The following is a 15,254-nucleotide window of genomic DNA, read 5'->3' as shown; positions in this document are numbered from 1 at the left end:
CTCAGGCATCAGGATCACCTTCATCGAGAACCTGGGCGGGCCAACCATCGGTATAGGTCCATGCGACGGTCTCGCCGGTGGCGAGATCAAGGACGTGCGCCCCGCCGCCGAAACCATCGATCCGCGGGCGTGAGCAGGTGTTGGCGTACTGGAAACCCCAACGACCTGTCAGGCCGAACTCGGCCGCGCAGATCTTCACGAACTGGATCAGACGCTCGGGATCGCCGGTGACGTCATCGTGCATCCAGAGCTGAGTGCCACCATGTTCGGGCTGGATCGAGAGAAGGAAGCCCTCGGAAGGCGGTTCCTCCGAGGCGCCTTCCTCGGAGAGCTTGTTGTAAAGGTCGAGCGCGCGGGCGGCATTGTCGGGCGTGCCGACGTCGAGCAGGCAGGAGAAATGAGTGAAGTAGTTGGCCATGTCAGGCTCCTGAAACGCAAATGCCCGGCGCGATGGCCGGGCGAGGTTGAGGGGATGCTTGCGGCTATGTCAGAGGCGGAAGTGGGCCACGAGCCGCTGCGCGTCGGCGTGATGCCGGAGCATTTCGCGATAGAAGCGCTTGCGGGCTTCCCGCTTCGCCGGATCGCGGCGCGCGGCGCGGATGACGGCCCGGTTGCTGTCCCAGACCATGATGTCGAGCCTCAGATAGGTGGCGTACATTTGAGCCCCCTACAGTTGATGCCTTCGCACAGGGCGTCGATCCGAGTCAGATCAAGGCCGGCGTGAGCGCCGTCATTGGTGAGGATGCTCCCGAGCGGCGGATCGATGTCGCCCCGCGCAAGGGCGATCTGAAGAAGCCGGAGACCAGCCAGTACGGCATCGCGCTCCTGGGCCGTGACCGCGACGGTCAGGAACGCTTCGATGGTCTCGTCATCTTCGAGCAGGCGAACGCCGTCGTCCGCGTCGATTTCGAAGTCGTCATATTCCGACACAGAGCCGGTAGCGAACCATTCGCCTTCATACATGAAGCTGTTGGCGAGGCTTCGCGCCTGCTCCGGCGTCGCAGCCTCGACGACGGTTTCGTAATAGACCAGGGCATCATGGCGTGCGGTGACAACAAATTTCGGCATGGGGGACTCCTCAAATGAAAGCGCCCGGCGCGGGGGCCGGGCTGGATCGGGGAATGTGGTGGGGCATCGGGGTCAGGCAGCCTGGAACAGCGCTGCCCGGACGGTCTGCCGCCAATCAGGATGAACCAGGCGGCCTTCGAGGACGCTGGCGCGGAAACGAAGCACGCGGGCGGTGCTGTGATTGTCCCATCCGGCCTCCAGGGAGGCTTCGCCGCGCAGCTTGCTCGCCTTTGCCACGACAAGGCGGGCCTCGCCGTCGGAGGCGACGGGATCGCACCATCGGATGCCGCGCTGCCACGGCTCGCCGGCAAGCACTTGCCGGTGCTCACCGTCAACGACAACAAACAGCCGGGGCTGGAAACCGATGGCATCGTCGTCGCCGGTGACGATACGGCTCTGTCGGGCAATCCCTTCGACGAAGGCGATCGCCTCATCGAGCGAGCCGCATTGCGCCAGTTCGATCGTGGTAACCGTGGAATAGGAACCGTAGATTGGATCGTCTTCCGGATACTCAATTTCTCCGAGGCAGGTGACGCGCAGGGGAAATTTCCGGGAGGCCAACAGAGCGGCAACGGCGCGCGAAACTGGAACGCCGGCATTCGCAAAGGTGAAACTGTTCATCACGATATCTCCGCGACGGGCGGCGGAAGCCTCTCTCCCGACCCTCATCCCGCCACGGCCAAACCGGCCCTACTCTCCCTCTCATCGCTCTCGCATTGCGGCCGTGGCCGGCATGAAAAAAGCGCCCCACCGATCGGCAGGACGCTTTTTGAGATTCAATCGATGGCCTGGAATATCTCGGACGCCTCGGGATGGCCGTCCAGATTGTCGCGAAGGCGGTGGAAGCTTTCCACCAGTAGGTCGGATTCGTATTGGAAGGTGAGATGCGAAAGCGTGAACATCGTGGCGATGATGCCGGCGGCCTCCGCCGAGACCTCGCCACGAAACTCCGTGAGGCCGCTTTCGATCCGGTAACGTGGCCTGGACGTCGGTGCGAGGAACAGCGGCTGATCATGATGCTCGTAGAAATTCCAGAAGCCGCCGCGATAGTCGTCGGGGCTGAGCCGCTCCATGATCGTATAGACCGCGGCCTCGGCGACGATGAAGAGCCGATGCCCGAACAGCGTCGGCAGGAACTTCCCGCGGCGATGATCCGGAACGAGGGTTGCAAAATGAGAAGTAGCGACTTGCGTAGACATGGAACTGGTTCTCCGGAGAGCGGAAAAGGACAGGACCGGACGGCGCTCTCTCTTTGCCCGTCCGAACCCATCCCGGCCCCGCAAGCACTCTTCCTCTCAGTCCCAAAGTTCGTCCGCGATCTCGCGCGTGAGCATGGTCCGTGCCTTCATCATCACGTCCGTCACCGGACGTGTCGATATGCCCATAGAACCGCGCGCGTCGACCATTCTCGGTCCAGTCGGCATAATAGCAGTAGGTCTGTTCCGTGCGCCGGAAGGCCCTCATGTCGGATGCCCAGTGCGGCTTCGGCTCGACGACAACGGTGACGGTGCCATGCGTCTCCTCCCACGGAAGCGAACGCTCCGCGGGAGGATTGCCGCGATCGTCGGCGAAGATCTCGTCGATCGTCGTCATGATGCACCTCCGTCTTCGGGGTTCTCGATGAAACCGGCCGGATCGTCGGGATCGGGCGGCAGATAGAGATCGTAAGGATTGCCGTCGGCGAGATGGCCGAACGGCGTCATGACGATATCGCCGTCATCCGCGCGGCCTACGGCGCAGACGACATAGCGACGCTCGCGGGTGACGGCATCCAGGCACTCCATGAGTGCGAGATTGCCGTCGCCGGCGGCGCGAAGCAGGGTGTTGAAGTTCGTGCGGGCATGGTCGGGGATGGCCATGAGGTTTCTCCAGAAACGAAAAAGCCCGGCGCGATGGCCGGGCCGGGTTGATCGGGAAGGTATGTGCTCAAAGCGCCGCGCGGTTTATGGATTTATCGGAATGTACTGACCGAGAACCGGCGTCAGCGCGTCGTTGATCGCGTGCAGAAGTGCCGTGCGCTCGCCGTCCGACAGACGGGAGAGCGCATGGTCGGGGATGAGATTGTTGACCGCGTGGGTGGCATCGTCGATCAGGCCGTCGAATTCCTCGGAGGCGAGAGCGGCACTATCCGGGACCGCCTCCTGACCGGCCTCCGTGCCGTAATCGACGAAGCCGTCGATGACGACGACATCGAGCGTATAGCTGCCGATCATCGTGTCGTCGGACAGGAATCCGGCGCCCATCAGCCGCGAACGAATGGCATCGTCGGTGGCCTCTGCGGCCCAGACATATTCCTTTCGCTCGTCAATCAGGACGCCGCTTTCGTCCTCCAGGTCGAATTCGAGAGTGGCATGAATTTTCATCGTTATTCTCCAAAACAAAAAAGCCCGGCATGGGACCGGGCTGTGAAACAAGGGAGGGAAGACAGCGGGGCGACCTGAGTCACCCCGCCGATGCGACCTATTCGGCAGCCACCAGATGTTCGGGTTCCTCACTGCTGGCGCCGTCGTCCGCGGCATCCTCGTCGTCATCGCCTGCGAGGAAATCGGGCAGCGCCGCTTCGTCACCGCCATCGCCGTCTGCCGATGGTTCCACGGCCTGATCGGCATCGGAACCGGCAAGACGCAGCGGCTCCGGCAGCCAGCCGGTATCCGCCAGCAGGCGCTCGGCCTCCTCGACCATTTTGGCCTTTTTCATGTCGGCAATCAGGTCGGCCATCCGATCACCGGCACCTTCGCGCACGGCTTCGAGAATGCGGATTTTGGGGACGCGGCCGAGATAGTTGACGGCCGTCGGCCGGAAACCTGCCTCCGCCATGTCTAGGCCGGTGACGCGGGCAAGGCGGTCGGCTTCCGCCATGCGGGTCTGAAGACCCTGTTCCGTTATGCCGGTCCCGCTGAAGGGGTTCGGCCGCTCATAGAGCGCGTTGATGCCGAACGAGACGCAATGCGCCAGCAGCGCCATGCGGCTGGTATCATCGAGCGCATGGAGCCAATCCCACAGCGCATCGGCGTCGGTCGGAAGATCCGCCTTCCATCCCGCGTGCCGCTCGGCGACCGACTTCGCATAGGGGCTGTCCTTGAGGTCGATGCCCTGCTCGCGGAAGTACACTTCCTGGACCGAGACTCGCACGGTCGATCCGGTGGTAGACTGCTTGAAGCGGTCGCGCACCAGCCGATGCAGCAGCGCCGTCATGGCGACATGCGGATTGGCGGCCACGGCGTCGCTCAGTGCCACGGTGCGATGCGCCGTCAACTCGATCACCAGCTTTTCGGGAAGAGGCTTGATCGTGTCCTCTTCTTCCTCGGGCTCGGCCGACTGCCCATCGATGGTGATGGTGGCGCGCTGAACATCAGGCGCCGCCGCACCATCCGTATCGCTGCCAGCTTCAGCCTCCGGCGTTCCGCCTTCGGCGCTCTCGACCGGCTCGTCCTCCGGACGGACCCAGCCGCGATCGACCGCAAGCGTTCCATCCTCGTCGATGCTGACGAAAACGCCGGCGATGGCGATGTCGGCGGGATCGTAGATCGCCGGACGACGCTCGAAAGCTTCGAGCTGCTTTTCGATCTCGCCGAGGCGCTGGTCGATGTCGGCGGGCAGTTCGTCAGCGCCTTCATGCTCGGCCTCGATCCGTTCATATTCGTCGCGAAGCGCCTGGCGGGCAGCCCGCTCCTCCTCGGTGAGATCGGCGAAGGTGAAGCCGAGCGAGCGCAGGCCGTGATCGTGGCCGTAGGGAAGATTGATATCGACCGTGATCCACTTCCAGCCCTCGGCCGAGATCTCGTCAGCGATGGTCTTCAGCTTCTCGGCAACCAGCCGGTCGAGAAGCGGCACGTCGTCGAGCCAGCCGTTTTCCTCATCGTCGAAGAGGTAGCGCGGCAGCACCGGGCCACCCGCTGCCATATAGGCGTCGATGCCGACGAAGGCCGCACGCCTGTCGGAAACCGGAACGCTGGTTTCGGTCAGTATGTTGCGGATGCGCCAGGGCTCGCGGTAGTGGGACTGCTGGAGGGCCTCCCAGACCTGCTCCTGGCGCTCGTGATGCGGATTCGCGGTGAACGCCTCCAGTTGCGCCAGCGTCATGCTGTTCTGGGCATAGGCTTCGTGCAGCACCGGCGAGACCTTGGCGAGCGCCATGCGCTGGTCGACATAGCGCTCGGTGGTGAAGTAGGCGCTGGCGACTTCTGCCTTGGTCATGCCGCCATCGACCATGCGCTTGAACGCCTTGAACTGGTCGAGCGGATGGAGCGCGCGCCGGAAGGTGTTCTCGGCGAGCGAGTCGTCGACAGCGCTGGTCTTCGCATCGGCCTTCTTGACGATGCAGGGAACGAGGCCATCGGCCGGGAAGCGCCCGGTCTCGACCAACCGCGCGACGGACCTGTAGCGGCGACCGCCGGCCGGGGTCTCGAAATCGCCGGTTTCGTTGCCGTCAGCATCAAGGATGGCGCGGACATTGAGACCCTGCACGAGGTCCTCGCGGCGGTCGATGTCCTGGGTGAGTTCGTCAAGGCCGGCTTCGACGTCGACTTCCCGCACGTTGTCGGCCGAGAGGTGGATGCGATTGAACGGAATGTCGCGCGACCGCGAGAAGACAATGATTGCAGGTGCGGACTTTTTCTTGGCAGCTCTTGCCATGGTGGGTTACTCCATGACGGGCAGCCGAGAGACTCTCTCTCGACCTACCAACCCGTCATGAAATCCCCAGCCTCTCTCTCCCTCTACAGCGCGGGAGGCAGGCTCGGCGTCACCAGTCGAAGCACCCAGGCCGCTGCGCGTTGACACCGTATTTCCGGCGCAGCGCCTCGATCGCCGCCTCCTGCCGCTCGATCCTGAGCCGTAGCCGGTCCATATCTGGACCTGACACCAGCAGAAAGCCGTCGAGAACGCGCCGGTATTCTACCTCGTCGGCGCCGGTCCACCGGCTCATCCGGCGATGATAGTATCGCGCCTTCGGACGCCGGCCGATCGTCTCGGCTTCGGCCCGGTCGCTGAGCGCACGCTCGGCAAGGGCGAGGTTGCGGCGGGTTTCCGCTAGACTGGTTTCCATGCGCGCCAGGGCCGCGCGCAACTGCTCACGGTCGATCATGGCCGCCGCCTTGCCCCGAAGTTTCATCGGGATCGTCAAGATCGAGATCCTGCTGCTGGAAGCGCGGCGGGATTTTCTCCTCCGGTCCCTGCCAGACGATCCGGCCGTTCTTCCAGATCGTGACGAAACCGCCACCTGAAGGCCGTGGCATCGGTGGCTTCGCCTCGAAATTCCGGCAACAGAAATCCGCCGTCGTCGCGGAGAAGACGGTCGAAGTCCGGCCGACGAGCAACACGCGGTCGCACGTTCCGGAAGGCCGTTTGACGCGCCGGCGCGAAAGGCCGAGCCGAAAATTTTCGTAGTCCCGCTGCTCGCGTTCGGGCGGGGCGTGCCAGTGGATGCAGTTTTTGCATCGGCCATCCTGCCGGGCATCAGGCCCATCGAGCGGAGGCCCGCCATTATGGCCGGACGGAAGGGAGCGTTCGGTCATACCGCGCCTCCCGTCCTGACCTCGGGCGTGACGCGAACCATGCGCCGGACGACGACGGGCCGCGTGTCGCTGGCCTGGGCGAGCCGCTCGATCAGCGCGAAATCCGCATCGGAGCATTTGCCGCGCACCTCGATATCGACCCAATGACTGGCCCGGCCGAGATTGGAACCGCCAAGGCTGTGACCGTCGAGGATGTGGAGGCTTTCGTCCGGATCGATCGGACGGGCTTGTGAGGCGAGAAAAAGGATGCCGGAGCCGAGATTGCCGCAGAACAACAGTTGGTCGGCTTCGGTCGCGTTCTGCCCAAGAGCGGCCTTGCGCCTGCCGATCTGCCGGAAGGCGTCGGCGAAGGTTGCCGGGTTGCGGGTGATCCGCACTGCGAGCTGCTGATGGAAGACCCACGGTGGCCTGTAGGGATCGAGCTTGCCGACCGCGATCTGATGGAGAAAATCGGTAAAGCTCGCCGGGTCCGCCGGATAAGGGCAAGTCCGCCAGATCTCGCGGACGCGGTGGCGCAACGGATCGGGGAACGCGAACAGCCGGGCACGGCCTTTGCGCCACCAGGCCGCCCGCTGGCTGCGGCGCTCGCGTTCGGCCTCGTCCCACCAGACGGCGCGGCGGGCCATTTCCTCGTCTACGCTGTGCTGACCGGCAGCGATGTCGTCGGCGAAAAGCGGCAGGGCCTCGCGTTCGAGGCGCTGCTTGCGCAGGAACGCCGCGCGTTTGCGCGACGTGTCTCCATAGGGTTCGGGTCTGTGCCAGCGACGGAAGCGCATCACGCGGCCCTCCTGTCGATGGCGGTTTCCGGTTCGGCGACGGGCCGCTCGTCCTCCGGCAGGAAGGACAAGATCCAGTCGGCCGCCTTGCTGGCTTGCGAGGCTGCGCGGACGATGACGCGATTGTCTGCGCGCATCGTATCGATCCACGCGCCAATGTAGTCGCTATGCCTCACGGTCGGGACGATCCCCATCGCCGCGCAGCAAAAGGCGCTCGAAATTTCGGCCACACATTCCTCGAAAAAATAAGGCTTTGAGCCAAAGGAACCGGACAAATCCCGATTGAGCCGGCTGTGATGGCCGCTCGCGTGACCGACTTCGTGGAGCGCAGTTCTGTGCCAGTTGATCGGCTCGAAATAGGCGGCGGGCGGAGGTACGTGCACCACATCGAGCGACGGAATGTAGAAAGCCTTATTGCCGCCGATGTGGAAGTCGATGCCTGTCGCCTTAATGAGCGCCTCAACGCGCGGCTCGATCATGCCGGGCGGCGGAGGTGGCACGATGGTCTCGATCTCCTCGGGCAATCCTTCGCATTGCGCCGTGTTGAACACGGTGAAGCGTTTCAGGAAGGGGATAGCGTGGGCTTCCTCGCCGGCGTCGCGCGCACGCTTTTTCTCGTCGTCGGGGACGAAGCGGTCGGCATAGACGACAGTCGTGCCGCGTTCGCCCTTGCGGACATTTCCGCCAAGGGAAAGGGCCTGGCGGAAAGTGAGCCAGCCCTGAGCGGGAAAGCCGTGCTCGATGACGGCACCCCAGAGGATGAGAACATTGATGCCGCTGTAGCTGCGGCCGGTGCTGGCGTTTCTCGGCAGTCCGAGCGGTGCTTTCGCTGCCGACGTGCCCCAGGGCTGCACCCAGGGAATACGTCCGGCCTCCAGCTCGGCGATGATCTTGTTGGTGATTTCGTCGTAAAGGTTTGCCCGATCCGATCCGGTACGGTCATATCTGGACATCGCGGTTCTCCGCGACGGGCGCCGGAAGCCTCTCTCCCAGCCCTCAACCCGTCGCGGAAAACCCGGCCCGCACTCTCACTCTAAGGGGGCGTTGCGGGGTCTCCCCGCTGAAGAGGGTGCGCCGGCAACGCAGTGCCGGCCAGGGGGAAAGCTTTCCCCCACCCAAGATACGGAAACTCGTGGAAACGACAGTCCGGAATTCAGCCTTGGAACCTCGACCAGCAATTCCGAATCAAAGCCCATGCCGCCGATAGCATCGAGGCGATGCCGTCATGCGTCATATTGCGCGAAGTTAAGATCGGAGACGAGACTGTCGATGGCGATGCCGGTCCTGTCGCAGAATTCCAGCATTTCAATCCAGGGATTGCTGCCGGGATCGCGGTCCCACAGACGCACGATATATTGCTGGTAACCATGGCCCGCGGTGATATCGCCAAGCAAATGATGCTCAAGCAGGTTCATACGCTGACGTAGCTTGGTCTTACCCAGGCTGAATGCGCCCGCCACATCTTCAGCCGGCAGATTGTCGACGTCTCGTGCCTCATGCGCTCCGTCAGCTTGATGGCGAAGGCGCGCTCTTCAAGGGGAAGCTCCTTCAGTCGGTCGATGAAGGTAGCCAGCCCTTCGACCTCTTCATCGAGTCGGTAACGTCGAACACCTCTGTCGAAGCTGCGGCGGTCTTCGTTGCTCATCTTGGAATCGAAGCGCGGCCCGCCTTTTTCGGCGGCGTAGATATGGCGATCTTGCCCAGCATGGCGCCGCTTGCATCGACAAGCCGCTCCTGGCAATCGGGGATCGCGCATTGGTTTCCGCTATAGGCGAAGAGTTTCTTTATCGTGGATTGTGTCGGATCAAGTCGTTCGACCGGCTTCTTGGCCATATGTGCGGAACCATCACTCTGAAATCGGACTGGCTGTGCACCGGGATATTGCAACGAGCCGGGGAATGACGTCTTCGGCGTAAAGCCGGAAACACGTAAAACCGTGGATCAGGGTTTCAGGGAACGGAGAAAACCGCCCTAGAGATCGCCGACGTGTTTCTCGATCTGCGCCGCCAGCCTGATGAGCTTCTGGTCGCGCAGGATGCCGATGAAGTCTGTGGCCGAAACACGCGACCGGCTGAGATTGCTCCGCGCATTCGCCAGCGAGCTGACAAGCTGCTCCGGAACGTGCTCGTAGAGAGCGGCAAGGAAAACATCCGGCGACTGACGCATGAGGCCATGCTTGCGCAGCTCGCCGACCGGAAAATCGCGCAGGTTCCAGGTGATGATTGTCGATGCACCGGCCTCGATGGCGGCCGCTGCGACATGACGATCATCCGGGTCGGGGAGACTGACGGCCTGAACATGCCTTTCGTATCCGGCGACCATCGCGCTCGGCAGGGCGACGTCCATGAGGCGCTTGGTGGCTTCCAGCCGGTCGATCGAGAGGCCCGGCGTTTTGGCCACGAGGTTGCGCATCCATTCGTCATGGATCGTGTCGGTCCAGCGCGCATGGAACAGGCGATCGACGCTGGCCTGGACGATGATATTTCTCAAATGGAACGGATAGAGGATGCAGGCATCGCAGACTGCGACGGAGAGACTAAATGCCATAGCGCAGATGGAGGTCCTCGGCGTCAGCCGCCAGATCCTGCATGGCCTTGCGCTGGACGTCGAGCTGCGCCTTCAGCGCCAGCACGTCCTTGAGCGAGGCGCGGCGATGCTTTCCGACGTAGCGGAACGGCAGGTCGCCGATGTCCATGCGATGGACGACAAGCGGACGAGAGATGCCGAGAATGGTCGAGGCTTCGGTCGGGCTCAGTTCCTGATTCTCGGCAATGACCGCCACCCGTTCGCCGCTGAGCAGCCACGAAAGCAGGGTTTCTATGGCATTGGCGGCGGCCGGCGGCAGTGAAACCGTCTGCTCCGCACCGTCCCGGCGGCGGACATACAGTTCGACATGATCGCCCTCGCCGAGTTTCGGCAGGTGCGTTACATTCTTGCGATCCCGGTCCGAAAGGCCGGCAAACTGGACGACTTGGCTGGCCATGGCATGTTCTCCTTGCCTGCCAATATAGGGATATACGTCATCAACTGCAATAACTGAAATCGAACACACCTTGCGGGACCGGCGACGGGAGCCGTCGCCGGCAAGGTGCGGGTCCGTGCTCTGCGCCATCACGCCGCCTGCCTTTCTACCTGTTCGGGAAACACGGCTTTGTCCTCTTCATCCAGGAGGGAGGCGATTTCCTCGCAGGTGCGGGTGACGGCGAGCTTCAGGGCCTCATCGATATGGACATAGCCCTGTGTCACGCTTTGAGCAGCATGGCCAAGCAGTGCCCTGATCGTCAGCTCGGAGAAGCCGAGATCGCCGGCGACGCTGCCGAAGGTGTGGCGCAGCGTGTGCGGCGTGACACCCTCAATACCGACGCTGGCGCAGAGCCTGAAGAGGCAGGCCTTGGCCGACGTGAAATGGCCGTCGGTAATATCGGACGGGAAGACATACGGATTATTGCCGCGAGCCGGCTGGCTGGCAGCGATCTTCGCGGCGGAAGGGCCGATCGCACGGATCTGCGCATCGCTCTTGGTGTCGGGGAAAGCCACGTAGCCGACCCCGGCGTTGAGCCAATGGCGTTGCACGCCTTGTCCCTCTGAGATGCGGAAGCCTGTGAGCGCCAGGAAGCGGACGATGGCGAGGGCCACAGGGCTTTCGCCGTTGCGTTCCGCGTGCCGCATCGCGGCGCCGAGTTTCTTGATCTCGGCCACGCTCAACCGCCGCTGTTTCTTCTTGCCCGCGAGCTTTCGCGCGCCGCGGCTCGGATGGCTTTCGATTTTGTCGAGGCGGGCGGCGTGACCAAGGATACTCTGGAGCGTTCCGACGGCGCGGGAGGCAACGCCGGGGCCGCCGGTCGTGACGCCGCCTCGACCTCCGCCTCGCGGCTTCGCCGTCTTGCCGGCCACGATATCCGACTGCATCCCCTCGATATCGGCCACCTTCAGCGTATGCGCGAGGCGACTGCCGAGGAGCGGCTTGATGTGCGTTTCGATGCGGCTCTTGTCCATGGCGAGCGTCGATTTCTTGATCGGCCGATTGCGGCGGCCGAGGATGCGGCCAGCCTCGGCCTCGGCGAGATACCAGTCACACAAGGCAGAGACTGTCTGCTGGTGATGCGGGTCCTTGTCGGCATCGGCAGGATCGTCTCCGTCCGCGATCATGCCGAGCTTGACCTTGGCCTTTTCGCGAGCCTGCTCAACGGTCATCACTCCGAAACGGCCGAGATTAATGCGCCGTTCCTTGTTGGCCGCGTTTCGATAATTCAGCACGAACGTCTGGAGACCGGAGGGGAGCATGCGGACTCCGAAACCCCGGAGTTCGCCGTCCCACAAGAATGCCTGCTTGCCCTTCTCGGGCGGGGTCATGGCTTCGAGTGCCCGCTTGGTGAGTTTGGCCATGTTGCTTCCTCTCTGACTGCGGTTGACGATTTTGCTGACAATAGCATAACCGCTTGGCCTTTGTCAGCAAGTTGTCAGCGGAAAAAGAGAAATGGAAGCGTATTTGACGGATACAGACGGCGATGCAAAAATGAAATTACATAATTATTTTAGTATGATAGAGAGAATTCGGATAGTGTAGCGTAGGGTCTCGTCAATCTTGCCAAGGTTGGGGTCGAGGGTTCGAATCCCTTCGCCCGCTCCAGTTTTTCTTTGATCCAGGTTTTACGAAGGCTGCCGACAGGTGGCCTTTCGTGTTTCAGGGCAATGTTTCGGAAAGCGGACCGCCGCTAAATCAGCTTGAACGGCAAGCCTGAAACAAGCGCCTTTATATAGCGCTTCTTCTGAAAATTGCCGTTGAGTGAAATACGCGGAATCGCTGCGGCTGGCATCACACCTGTTTGCTGCAGCACACCGGGCTGGGTGGTCACACCCACATCGAAACCAGCTTCTGAAACGGCCCGGATCTCACGTTCCCCAACTGCCGCCTTCCATCCGTATGGATAGGCGAAGGATCGCGGCCTGTAACCGGCATAGCGCTGCATTGATTCGGTCGATTCAGCAATTTCCTTGGCCAGCCTCTTGTCATCGACCCGACGCAGATTGACATGGGTGACGGTATGCGCTCCGAGATGCACAAGCGGATCAAGCGCAAGGGTACGCAACTCCGATGGGTTCATCACCGATTCGTCGACAAGGGAAATAGCGTCGATCCCGACCGTCTGTGCTGCTGCATCTATACGAGCTACTGCCTCGTCTTCATCGAAACACTGCATGAACTGTACAAGCCGAGCAAAGGCCGCTGTTATCTGGCTAGGGCTTTCCGAGCAGACATCGACAGTACCGCCGCCAAAGTCGAACTGGAAACTGTCGGTTTCCGTCACCAGAGCTGCGATGGTCCGCCACCACATGGATCGCTTGCGCTCCACGAAGCCCGTGGTGATAAAAATCGTGTAGGGAATGCTGTATCTGGCAAACACCGGCGCCGCAAATTCTGCATTGTTCCGATAGCCGTCATCCAGCGTGAAAGCGACATATTTCCGGGTGCCGGTTTGCTCGGAAAGTAATCTCGGCAAGTCATGCAGATGCACGGGAATGAGGCCCGCTTCCAACGCGACCTCTATCGCCATTTCAAGCGTTTGCGGCGTAATCGAAAGAATGGCGTTAGGGTCCGACCGATCTGTCGCATCTTCCGGTTTGACATGGTGCATCGTGAAGACAACACCGCGGCCACTGGCAGAAGGAAAAAGCGCCGACGCGCCGGAAAAGGCGATAGCCTCCAGCCCCGCACGGATCAGCGGATATTTCAAACTGCCCTTTATCGACCGCAGCGACATCTTCTCGAATATACTTCCCCCGAAGGCCAGACTTGGCGAAGGGTCGTGCCCCGGCCATGAACCCCACTCGCCTATAGCAATTTCATCTCCCCGCGTGAATTGCTTTCGCCGCATCTTATTCCAAACAAAAAGGCCGCACGCAAAGCGTACGGCCCTTTATCATTTTGCTCGTCAGATTCGCACATCATAGCGAAGTCGAGCTCTTCCACCAGTCGGTTCCGCCATCATGCGCATATTGGTCAATTTCAGTCAGTTCCTCATCGCTGAATGCGAGCCCCTTCAGAGCACCTAACGAGTTTTCAAGCTGTGCGACCGAGCTTGCCCCGATGAGCGAAGATGTGACGCGCGGATCACGCAGCGTCCAGGCAATCGCCATCTGAGCCAAAGTCTGTCCGCGGCGCTCCGCAATGGCGTTCAATGCCCGGATACGACCCAGCAGTTCTTCATTCTCTGCGCTGGCTTTCAGGGAGCCGCCCTGATTCGCCCGCGCTCCCTCTGGAATACCGTGCAGATAGCGCGATGTCAGCAAACCCTGAGCCAATGGCGAGAAGGCAATGCAGCCAGTGCCCAGCTCATCCAGCGTATCGAGAAGCCCATTCTCGATCCAGCGGTTGAACATGTTGTAATTCGGCTGGTGAATGAAAAGCGGCACGCGCTCTTCCTTCAGGATCGCTGTCGCCTTCAGCGTCAGTTCCGGCGAATAGCTCGAAATGCCGACATAAAGCGCCTTGCCCTGGCGATGCAGATGCGCGAGCGCTCCCATCGTCTCTTCCAGAGGCGTCGTTGCATCGACACGGTGCGAATAGAAGATGTCGACATAGTCAAGCCCCATCCGCTTCAGCGACTGATCGAGACTGGCGATCAGATATTTTCGGCTGCCGCCAATTCCGCCATAAGGTCCCGGCCACATGTCCCAACCGGCTTTCGACGAAATAATCATCTCATCGCGATAGGGCCGAAAATCGCTGGCCATGATGCGACCGAAATTTTCTTCGGCAGATCCGGCAGGCGGCCCATAATTATTGGCCAGATCAAAGTGGGTCACGCCCAGGTCGAAGGCGCGACGGAGAATCGCGCGACCATTTTCATAGACATCCCGGCCACCGAAATTGTGCCAGAGGCCAAGCGATATGGCTGGCAAATCAATGCCGCTCCGGCCGGTACGGCGATAGATCATATCTGACTGGTAGCGATCAGCCGCTGCAGAATAATGCATAACGCATCTCCATGAATGAAATGGTTTGACCACGCATGGACGACAGCGCCTACCCCATGCATAACAGATGTGGCGCATATTTGATCTCGAAGGGGAGACGAGGCAACGCTATTCTGTTGTTTATTGCTCAACGAAAGATTGATGAATATTCAACATCAGCACTCAAAGCAACACGGCTTCCTCCGCGACGACCAGTCGCGTGAGACCTTGATCTTCCCGGATAAGATCGATCAACCGGCCTAAGCCGGGTGGAATCTGCCGTCTGCTTGGATAATACATGGTCAGCGACGGACCTTCCGAAGCCCAGTCAGGCAGCACAGCTTCCAGCGCACCCGTATCCAGGTAATTCCGGACCAAAGGCTCCAGACAATAGGCAAAGCCGATCCCACTCAAGGCGGCCTCAACAGCCTGCTCGGTCTCATTGGCACAAATCGGACCTTTCACATCGACCCGCCGCAGGAAGCTCCATTTCCCAGTTCCCACGCGTAGCGGGAATTGTCCCCGAGCTTTGTCTCTTGGCATGGCAAGCGTAGCAGATCGTCCGGTGCTTCGGGGCACCCTAAGGCTCAACGCGTTACGCGATGCCGCTCAGTTGATTATTGCCCCCATCCTCCCGCGCTCACTCGTCAGCCGCATCGAGCTGGTTTCCGAAGGCGAGGAACTGGCGATCGTGCTGCGCGGCGACCTCGCGGCGATCCTGACGTTTGCCAGTGGCAAGAAGAACCCTGACTTCCTGAAGGAGAAGGCGCTTCTGGACGCTCTTCTAGGCCATGTAAAAGAAAGCCAGAACGCAAAAAAGCCCTTCGGTGAGAAGGGCTTGAGTGTATCGCAGGTATCGTTGGTTGCGGGGGCAGGATTTGAACCTGCGGCCTTCAGGTTATGAGCCTGACGAGCTACCGGGCTGCTCCACCCCGCG

20 protein-coding genes and 1 tRNA gene are annotated in these 15,254 nt (G+C 61.4%); 1 reads left to right on the top strand and 20 read right to left on the bottom strand.

All coding sequences use genetic code 11. From position 1 onward, the window contains the following. Position 1: 1 nt before the first annotated feature. The 13 genes from JNC70_RS17710 to JNC70_RS17650 form a co-directional block, all read right to left on the bottom strand. On the bottom strand, positions 2-418 hold the full coding sequence (locus JNC70_RS17710; RefSeq protein ID WP_125301541.1) for a hypothetical protein: 417 nt from the start codon (positions 416-418) through the stop codon (positions 2-4). A 69-nt stretch (positions 419-487) separates the two neighbouring features. Then, positions 488-658: a hypothetical protein gene (locus tag JNC70_RS17705; RefSeq protein WP_185758012.1), complete on the bottom strand. Its 171-nt coding sequence runs from the start codon at positions 656-658 to the stop codon at positions 488-490. After that, positions 640-1,068 (bottom strand): hypothetical protein, encoded by a 429-nt coding sequence (locus tag JNC70_RS17700; protein ID WP_374788769.1) that lies wholly within the window; start codon positions 1,066-1,068, stop codon positions 640-642. The genes JNC70_RS17705 and JNC70_RS17700 overlap by 19 nt, the downstream gene beginning before the upstream one ends. A gap of 72 nt (positions 1,069-1,140) precedes the next feature. Next, positions 1,141-1,689, bottom strand: coding sequence for a hypothetical protein (locus JNC70_RS17695; RefSeq protein ID WP_097143176.1), 549 nt, complete (start codon positions 1,687-1,689; stop codon positions 1,141-1,143). A 155-nt stretch (positions 1,690-1,844) separates the two neighbouring features. After that, complete coding sequence (locus JNC70_RS17690; protein WP_097143177.1) at positions 1,845-2,267, bottom strand: antirestriction protein; 423 nt, start codon at positions 2,265-2,267, stop codon at positions 1,845-1,847. Between the two features lie 390 nt (positions 2,268-2,657). After that, complete coding sequence (locus JNC70_RS17685; RefSeq protein ID WP_097143178.1) at positions 2,658-2,927, bottom strand: DUF6117 family protein; 270 nt, start codon at positions 2,925-2,927, stop codon at positions 2,658-2,660. Positions 2,928-3,011: 84 nt separating this feature from the next. Continuing rightward, positions 3,012-3,431 carry a hypothetical protein gene (locus JNC70_RS17680; protein ID WP_374788768.1) on the bottom strand — a complete coding sequence of 140 codons (420 nt, stop codon included), beginning with the start codon at positions 3,429-3,431 and terminating at the stop codon, positions 3,012-3,014. Between the two features lie 97 nt (positions 3,432-3,528). Then, complete coding sequence (locus JNC70_RS17675) at positions 3,529-5,703, bottom strand: ParB/RepB/Spo0J family partition protein (RefSeq protein ID WP_097143180.1); 2,175 nt, start codon at positions 5,701-5,703, stop codon at positions 3,529-3,531. Positions 5,704-5,812: 109 nt separating this feature from the next. Continuing rightward, entirely contained in the window at positions 5,813-6,154 is a 342-nt protein-coding gene (locus JNC70_RS17670) for a hypothetical protein (protein ID WP_097143181.1), read from the bottom strand. Next, positions 6,141-6,584 carry a hypothetical protein gene (locus JNC70_RS17665; protein WP_097143182.1) on the bottom strand — a complete coding sequence of 148 codons (444 nt, stop codon included), beginning with the start codon at positions 6,582-6,584 and terminating at the stop codon, positions 6,141-6,143. Before JNC70_RS17665 ends, JNC70_RS17670 begins: the two co-directional genes overlap by 14 nt. After that, complete coding sequence (locus tag JNC70_RS17660) at positions 6,581-7,360, bottom strand: hypothetical protein (RefSeq protein ID WP_374788789.1); 780 nt, start codon at positions 7,358-7,360, stop codon at positions 6,581-6,583. The genes JNC70_RS17665 and JNC70_RS17660 overlap by 4 nt, the downstream gene beginning before the upstream one ends. After that, positions 7,360-8,313 carry an ArdC family protein gene (locus JNC70_RS17655; protein ID WP_374788767.1) on the bottom strand — a complete coding sequence of 318 codons (954 nt, stop codon included), beginning with the start codon at positions 8,311-8,313 and terminating at the stop codon, positions 7,360-7,362. The genes JNC70_RS17660 and JNC70_RS17655 overlap by 1 nt, the downstream gene beginning before the upstream one ends. Positions 8,314-8,583: 270 nt before the next feature. Beyond that, on the bottom strand, positions 8,584-8,820 hold the full coding sequence (locus tag JNC70_RS17650; protein WP_256886282.1) for a hypothetical protein: 237 nt from the start codon (positions 8,818-8,820) through the stop codon (positions 8,584-8,586). 29 nt (positions 8,821-8,849) lie between these two features. On the opposite strand from JNC70_RS17650, the gene JNC70_RS17645 reads away from it, so the two are divergent. Then, positions 8,850-9,131, top strand: coding sequence for a hypothetical protein (locus JNC70_RS17645; RefSeq protein ID WP_256886283.1), 282 nt, complete (start codon positions 8,850-8,852; stop codon positions 9,129-9,131). 200 nt (positions 9,132-9,331) lie between these two features. Here the strand turns inward: JNC70_RS17645 and JNC70_RS17640 are convergent, their stop codons facing one another. The 7 genes from JNC70_RS17640 to JNC70_RS17610 form a co-directional block, all read right to left on the bottom strand. Then, positions 9,332-9,907 (bottom strand): PIN domain-containing protein, encoded by a 576-nt coding sequence (locus JNC70_RS17640; protein WP_097143147.1) that lies wholly within the window; start codon positions 9,905-9,907, stop codon positions 9,332-9,334. After that, the gene (locus JNC70_RS17635; protein WP_374788766.1) at positions 9,897-10,472 is read right to left on the bottom strand and encodes a MerR family transcriptional regulator; all 576 of its coding nucleotides are present in this window, start codon (positions 10,470-10,472) and stop codon (positions 9,897-9,899) included. Before JNC70_RS17635 ends, JNC70_RS17640 begins: the two co-directional genes overlap by 11 nt. Then, complete coding sequence (locus JNC70_RS17630) at positions 10,472-11,746, bottom strand: site-specific integrase (protein ID WP_097143145.1); 1,275 nt, start codon at positions 11,744-11,746, stop codon at positions 10,472-10,474. The genes JNC70_RS17635 and JNC70_RS17630 overlap by 1 nt, the downstream gene beginning before the upstream one ends. A gap of 329 nt (positions 11,747-12,075) precedes the next feature. Continuing rightward, a complete protein-coding gene (locus tag JNC70_RS17625) occupies positions 12,076-13,122 on the bottom strand; it encodes a polysaccharide deacetylase family protein (protein ID WP_104754199.1) in 1,047 nt (348 codons plus the stop codon). A 184-nt stretch (positions 13,123-13,306) separates the two neighbouring features. After that, on the bottom strand, positions 13,307-14,338 hold the full coding sequence (gene mgrA, locus JNC70_RS17620) for an L-glyceraldehyde 3-phosphate reductase (protein ID WP_104754198.1): 1,032 nt from the start codon (positions 14,336-14,338) through the stop codon (positions 13,307-13,309). A gap of 162 nt (positions 14,339-14,500) precedes the next feature. Then, positions 14,501-14,782, bottom strand: coding sequence for a LysR substrate-binding domain-containing protein (locus tag JNC70_RS17615; RefSeq protein WP_167394013.1), 282 nt, complete (start codon positions 14,780-14,782; stop codon positions 14,501-14,503). A 395-nt stretch (positions 14,783-15,177) separates the two neighbouring features. Continuing rightward, positions 15,178-15,254, bottom strand: a tRNA-Met gene (locus JNC70_RS17610).

The organism is Brucella oryzae (genome assembly GCF_041929965.1).
GTDB lineage: Bacteria > Pseudomonadota > Alphaproteobacteria > Rhizobiales > Rhizobiaceae > Brucella > Brucella oryzae.
The sequence above is the reverse complement of the archived record's forward strand: the minus strand, read 5'-3'. Positions and strand labels throughout refer to the sequence as shown.